The 6776-nt window shown below is 43.6% G+C and carries 5 protein-coding genes; 3 read left to right on the top strand and 2 right to left on the bottom strand.

Going from position 1 to position 6776, the window contains the following annotated elements; translation table 11 throughout:
- The first annotated feature begins 161 nt into the window (after positions 1-161).
- From A9Z07_RS10035 to A9Z07_RS10025, 3 genes are all read left to right on the top strand, one after another.
- Positions 162-797: a nuclease-related domain-containing protein gene (locus A9Z07_RS10035; protein ID WP_069578323.1), complete on the top strand. Its 636-nt coding sequence runs from the start codon at positions 162-164 to the stop codon at positions 795-797.
- Between the two features lie 177 nt (positions 798-974).
- Positions 975-2579 carry a GMC family oxidoreductase gene (locus tag A9Z07_RS10030; RefSeq protein ID WP_069578321.1) on the top strand — a complete coding sequence of 535 codons (1605 nt, stop codon included), beginning with the start codon at positions 975-977 and terminating at the stop codon, positions 2577-2579.
- Positions 2580-2909: 330 nt separating this feature from the next.
- The gene (locus A9Z07_RS10025; protein ID WP_069578319.1) at positions 2910-4085 is read left to right on the top strand and encodes a zinc-binding dehydrogenase; all 1176 of its coding nucleotides are present in this window, start codon (positions 2910-2912) and stop codon (positions 4083-4085) included.
- A 71-nt stretch (positions 4086-4156) separates the two neighbouring features.
- On the opposite strand, the gene A9Z07_RS10020 is transcribed toward A9Z07_RS10025, so the two are convergent.
- Together A9Z07_RS10020 and betA are read right to left on the bottom strand one after the other, a co-directional pair.
- On the bottom strand, positions 4157-4939 hold the full coding sequence (locus tag A9Z07_RS10020; RefSeq protein WP_047430824.1) for a TorF family putative porin: 783 nt from the start codon (positions 4937-4939) through the stop codon (positions 4157-4159).
- Between the two features lie 67 nt (positions 4940-5006).
- Complete coding sequence (betA, locus tag A9Z07_RS10015) at positions 5007-6701, bottom strand: choline dehydrogenase (protein ID WP_069578314.1); 1695 nt, start codon at positions 6699-6701, stop codon at positions 5007-5009.
- Positions 6702-6776 lie beyond the last annotated feature (75 nt).

Below are 6776 nucleotides of genomic sequence, written 5' to 3'. Positions count from 1 at the left end.
AATCCTACTGCTCCGACCATCATCTTAAAGATGAGATAAAATACCGCTAATTTAGCGGTTTTTTTACGTCTGGATTTTTTCCTATCCTAAAATATGATATTTATAAAACTTATTAAAATTATTTTGTTAAACATTTAAAAATTATAAGTGGGGGCGGGGATATGTTTTTCTATTTCATTCTGATGTTTATTCTATTCATTTTGATTGCTTATTTAAAATCACCGCATTTTAAAGGTAAAGTCGGTGAGATGCAGGTTTCAGCCGATGTGACTAAGAACCTAGGTGAGGAATATATCTTATTAAATAATTGTACGCTGCCAGATCGCGAACAAGGTACCACACAAATTGATCATATTCTAATAAGCCCTTATGGGATTTTTATTATCGAAACCAAAAATTATACAGGCTGGATTTTTGGTAATGCACGGCAAAAACAGTGGACGCAGAAAATTTATAAAAAAAGTTATAAGTTTCAAAACCCTTTGCATCAGAACTATAAACATACCAAAGTACTGGAAACGGTTTTAAATGATGTTGTAGCACCTGAATATATTCATTCGGTTATTGTATTTACCGCACGGAGTGAATTTAAAACAGAAATGCCTGAAAATGTATGTCGTGGTAAATCATGGTTAAACTATATAAAAGGTTTTAATCAAGAAGTGATTAGTCCGATGAAACAAAAAAGAATTCGTTATCGTATAGAAAAAGAAGTGCTGGAGCCTTCTTGGAAAACAGACCGACAGCATGTAGAACACTTAAAACAGAAAAAGCTGGAGAAAGAATCTTTTTCCTGATTTTGAATACTGGCGATTTACTTCATGTGATTTGCGCGATTTTACGCTTGTGGTTTGATCGAGATCACGTTAACTTGCATTTGATGTATTAACTTGTTTATACAACGATAACAGTATTGAAATGCCAGATTTGGCATAATATTGCCGCTTTTTAAAAAGAAAAAACAGAGTATAGAGATGACACAAACAGCTTTTGATTTTGTAATTATAGGTGGTGGTTCAGCAGGTTCGGTGCTGGCTGGACGATTAACAGAGAATCCTAATATTTCGGTATGTTTATTAGAAGCGGGCGGAGAGGGTAATAGCTGGCTTGTGAATACACCTGCCGCCGCTGTCATCAGTATTCCCACTAAAATTAATAACTGGGCTTTTGAAACGATTCCACAAAAAGGCCTGAATGGCCGTAAAGGTTATCAACCGCGTGGTAAATGCTTAGGTGGAAGTTCTGCGGTCAATGCCATGGTCTATATTCGCGGACATCGTAGTGACTATGATCACTGGGCAGCCTTAGGCAATACGGGCTGGTCGTATGAAGAGGTGCTGCCTTATTTCAAAAAATCAGAACATAACGAACGTATCCATAATGAATATCATGGTCAACATGGCCCCTTAAATGTCAGTGAGTTATTTTCAGATAACCCTTATCAGAAAACTTTCATCGAAGCGGCAAAACAGGTCGGTTATCCATTGAATGATGATTTCAATGGCGCTGAACAAGAAGGTTTAGGTGTTTATCAGGTCACCCAGAAAAAGGGTGAGCGCTGGAGTGCTGCGCGCGGCTATTTATTCCCTTATTTAGGAAAACGTCCGAATCTGCATGTGGTTACGCAAGCTAAGGTTTCACGTATTGTGATTGAAAATGGTCGTGCAGTTGGAGTGGAATATAGACATAAAGGTCAAACCACGATTGTCAAAGCCAACAAGGAAGTCTTGTTGTCGGCAGGGGCATTCCAGTCACCGCATATCCTGATGCTTTCGGGTATTGGCCCACGTCAGGAACTGGAAAAGCATGGTATTCCTGTTGTTAAAGAACTTGCGGGAGTGGGTGAGAACCTGCATGATCATCCGGACTTTATCTTTGCCTATAAAACCAAACTGATGGATGGCACTTTTGGTGTCTCAATGGGTGGTAGTCTGGATCTGTTTAAGCAGATCGGGCTGTACCGTAAAGATCGCCGTGGTCTGCTCACCACGAACTATGCAGAGTGTGGTGGCTTCTTAAAGAGCCGCCCTGAGCTAGATAAACCGAACTTGCAATTACACTTTGTGATCGCCGTGGTGGATAACCATGCCCGTACCATGCATATGGGGCACGGGATTTCATGTCACGTCTGTTTGTTGAATCCACGTGCACGTGGTTCAGTCAAACTCGGCGGTAAGCATGTGGATGATCCATTACTCATCGACTTTAAATTCCTTGAAGATGAACAGGATCTTCAAGATATGGTAGATGGTTATAAAGTCACGCAAAAGTTGATGCAGGCACCCGCTTTACAAGACAAAATCAAAGAAGATATGTTCACGGCCAATGTAAAAACGGACGATGAAATCCGTGAGGTTTTACGTCAACGTGTCGATACGGTTTATCACCCCGTTGGTAGTTGTAAAATGGGCGTAGATGATATGGCTGTGGTTGATCCTGAACTTAAAGTATATGGTGTTGAAGGACTGCGAGTCATTGATGCGTCTATTATGCCAACGGTGGTCAATGGCAATACCAATGCGCCTACAATCATGATTGCAGAGAAAGCGGTAGATATGATTCGGCAGGCTTGGAAGTAATTTCTAAGTTGTGGGAGCTAAGGTATTTGCCTTAGCTCTTTTTATTTGGGGTGATGTTTCGAATAGAAATTGAATAAAAATATAATTTTCCAAGACTTTGTGAAAATGATTGAAACAGTGCTTATGCGTGTTGTTCTGAGCATAAGAATCATCTGAAATTAAAATATAAGTTGGAGCTGACCTTATTTATTCAAGATATTTATATTTCGGTCATAGGTTTTGACAATTATCCTTGTCAGGATTAAGGAAAGTGTTGTTTGCTTATTTCCTCAGCCCATCAGAACAAGCTGAAAAGTGAATAACTGGAATAAAACAAAAAAGGAATATCCTATGAAATCTCTGGTCTGTCATAACGCTCAACTGCAACTTGAAGATTCGTTTGAACTGATTCCAGCCAAAGGGCAGGTCTTGCTTGAGGTGGTGCGTTGCGGGATCTGCGGTTCGGATTTGCATATGCAACATCACTGTGACCACATGCATGATTTGGCAGCACGAGTTGGTTTTAATGGTGTGGCAAAATCTTCCGATAAACTGGTTTTTGGTCATGAATTTTGTGGCAAGGTCTTGGATTATGGTCCTAAAACACGTCGGAAATTGAAAGCGGATACCTTGGTTTGTGCCATGCCTTTATTAAATGTTGATCCACAGGGTTATGTTCCGACAGGTTTGTCGCCAACTGCTTCAGGGGGCTATGCAGAGCAGGTTCTGGTGCAATCCAGTTTGATGTTTGCAGTGCCGAATGGTTTAGATGCGGATCGTGCAGCATTAACTGAGCCAATGGCAGTGGCTTTACATGCAGTACGTCGTAGCCGAATCAAGAAAAATGAACCTGCCATCGTGATCGGTTGTGGTCCTGTGGGTTTGGGTGTGATTATTATGCTGAAAGCGGCAGGCGTTAAAACCGTGATTGCCAGTGATTTTTCACCAAATCGTCGTCGTCTGGCTGAACAATGTGGCGCAGATATCTTGATTGATCCTAGACAGCAATCTCCATTTAGTAACTGGAAAGAGCTGGGCTTACTGGGCAATGTTTCTGAAGCCATTAATATGGGAATGGGGCTTTTTGATAAGGTTCAAACCTACTCATTACCGTGGGTCAATGCCATGCGAGTGGGGGATAAACTTGGAGTGTTGCCAAAACGTCCTGTGATTTTTGAATGTGTGGGTGTGGCAGGGATCATGCAGCAGATTCTGGAAGGTGCTCCCTTATTCTCACGTATTGTAGGCGTGGGGGTGTGCATGCAAAGCGATAAGATTGAACCCGCATTGGCGATCAATAAGGAGTTGGAAATCCAATATGTGTTGGGTTATACACCACTGGAGTTTCGTGACACACTGCATATGATTGCAGAAGGAAAAGTGGACTGTTCACCATTGATCACGGGTGTGGTCGGGCTGGAAGGGGTGGGCAATGCCTTTGATGCCTTACGTGACCCAGAGCAGCATGCCAAAATTTTGATTGATCCGAAACGTGCAGGATCAGCAATCGATTTGGTCAAGTCTTAATACCAAAATTAAAAAAAGCCGCTCTCATCGAAAGCGGCTTTTTTATGGGAACTTGATTGATATTTGCTTATTTAAAAGGTTTTGGTCAGCGAAAATGTCACTGTTGAATCAATTGGATTCGAGACTTTGGCGTTTGGATTACCATTACTATATTGCTGATAAAAACCGTCTTTATCCCATGCTTTGCTATAGGTCAGGCTGCTGGACAGGTTATAGGGCAATTCTTTGTTGACTGCAAAACTGGCATCCTGAAAGTTGGCTGCAGAAAAGTTTTTGATGCGTTGATTGCCATAATGGGCATTGACTGACCAGCCTTGTGTGATCGGTTGATACCAGTTCACATCCAGATAACCTGAGCCGCGAGAATGTTGGTTATTTCCCATGCCTAGCGTATCGGAATTATTGCCAAAATAGTCTTGAGTATAAGTAATGGCATATTTAACGCTTAATGGGCCGTAACTGATTTCAGGGATGATTTCCCCATAGTCAAAGCGGGTGTTGCCTGTGTCAGCTGTGGTTTTTGCGCCTGGATAATAGTAATAGGCAACTTTAGTCCCGACCGTAAAATCCCCGATCGTACGGCTATAACCCGTATATACATCCCATTCAACAGAGGCATCACGAATAAAGTGATCGCTTACAGTCGATGCCCATGTCCCTGCATAAAAACCGCTGTCATGGTTGTAGTCCAGTCCACCCTGTAAGGCAGGTTTACCCCAAGTTTGCTGGAAACCGCGTGAAACGTATTGGCTGGCCGCAGTGATATTGGCAGAGTAAGGTGAGGTGGGTTCAGTTGCGTGAGTGCTTTGAAAATAAAAAGCGAAAGGTGCAATTACGAATAAGGTTTTTTTCATCATTTCTCCCTGAATGAAGTGAAACCCGAAGCCTAAGCCTCGGGTATCCCCTAAAGGAATTTCATGCTTATTGTATTGGACGTAACGGCGCTTGGCGTGCCGGTGTTGTACCCGCTTTGTAATAACCCGCCTCTGAACGTGGCAATTTTTTACCACGGATCTGATCGGCAATTTTTTCTGCGATCATGATGGTGGTGGCATTCAGGTTACCAGTAATGATCAATGGCATGATTGAGGCATCGACCACACGCAAGCTTTGTACGCCGTGAACGCGACCTTGACCATCTACAACCGCCATCTCATCTTCACCCATTTTGCAGCTACATGAAGGATGGAATGCTGTTTCCGCATGGGTACGGACGAATTCATCTAGCTCAGCATCAGTCTGGATATGTTTACCCGGGCTAATTTCTTCACCGCGATATGGATCGAGTGCTGGTTGTGCCATGATTTCACGGGTGATACGGATTGCATCACGGAACTCGCGCCAGTCTTGCTCGGTTGACATGTAGTTGAACAGGATACTTGGATGCTCAAACGGATCCTTTGATTTCAACTTAATACGACCGCGTGACGGTGAACGCATTGAACCGACATGGGCTTGGAAACCATGTTCTTTCACTGCATTACTACCGTTGTAGTTAATCGCGACAGGCAAGAAGTGGTACTGGATATTCGGCCAGTCAAATTCTTCCGAACTACGGATAAAACCACCCGCTTCGAACTGGTTACTCGCACCAACGCCAGTACCGTTGAATAGCCACTCAGCGCCAATCGCAGGCTGGTTATACCATTGCAGGGCAGGGTAAAGTGAAACCGGTTGCTTACATTGATATTGCAAGTACATTTCCAAGTGGTCTTGCAGATTTTCACCGACACCCGGTAAATCATGAACTACATCAATGTCCATCGATTTCAGGAAATTACTTTCACCCACGCCTGAACGTTGCAGGATTTGCGGTGACGCAATCGCACCTGCGCAAAGTAAGACTTCACGTTTGACCTGTGCCTGTTTCATATTGGCTTTGTCTGCACCAATAATATATTCCACGCCCACAGCCTGTTTTTGATTGAATAGGATGCGGTTGGTGGTGGCATGCGTAATGATGGTTAAGTTTGGACGACCTTTGGCCAGATCCAGATAACCACGCGCGGTACTTGAACGACGACCATTTGGCGTTACGGTACGATCCATTGGACCGAAGCCTTCCTGTTGATAGCCATTTAAGTCATCGGTACGAGGGTAACCCGCCTGTACGCCTGCTTCAACCATTGCATGGAATAGCACATTGTTGCCATTTTTAGGCGTTGCCACTGACACAGGACCATCACCACCGTGATAATCATTGGCACCAATGTCACGAGTTTCAGCTTTTCTGTAATACGGTAGGCAGTCTGCATAAGTCCAGTCTTCCAGACCTTTCATGGTTGCCCACTGATCCAGATCCATGGCATTACCACGGATGTAGCACATCCCGTTAATGAGAGAAGAGCCACCTAAACCTTTACCACGGCCACATTCCATACGGCGATTGTTCATGTGTGGTTCAGGATCGGTTTCATAAGCCCAGTTATAGCGACGACCTTGTAATGGGAACGCCAACGCGGCTGGCATTTGAGTGCGGAAATCTAAACGGTAGTCTGGGCCACCGGCTTCCAATAATAAAACAGACACATCTTTATCTTCAGTCAGACGTGTTGCGAGCACATTTCCGGCAGATCCTGCGCCAATGATAATGTAGTCGTATGCTTGAGTATTCATCGTTATCCCTTTTGTATTCTGGAGAGTGCCAGCGCGATCAGGTGACGGCGTGGCACATAGGATTAATCTTGAGGG

This window comes from Acinetobacter sp. YK3, from assembly GCF_001729365.1.
GTDB classification, from domain to species: Bacteria; Pseudomonadota; Gammaproteobacteria; order Pseudomonadales; family Moraxellaceae; genus Acinetobacter; species Acinetobacter vivianii.
This window is presented reverse-complemented; position numbering and strand designations above follow the sequence as displayed.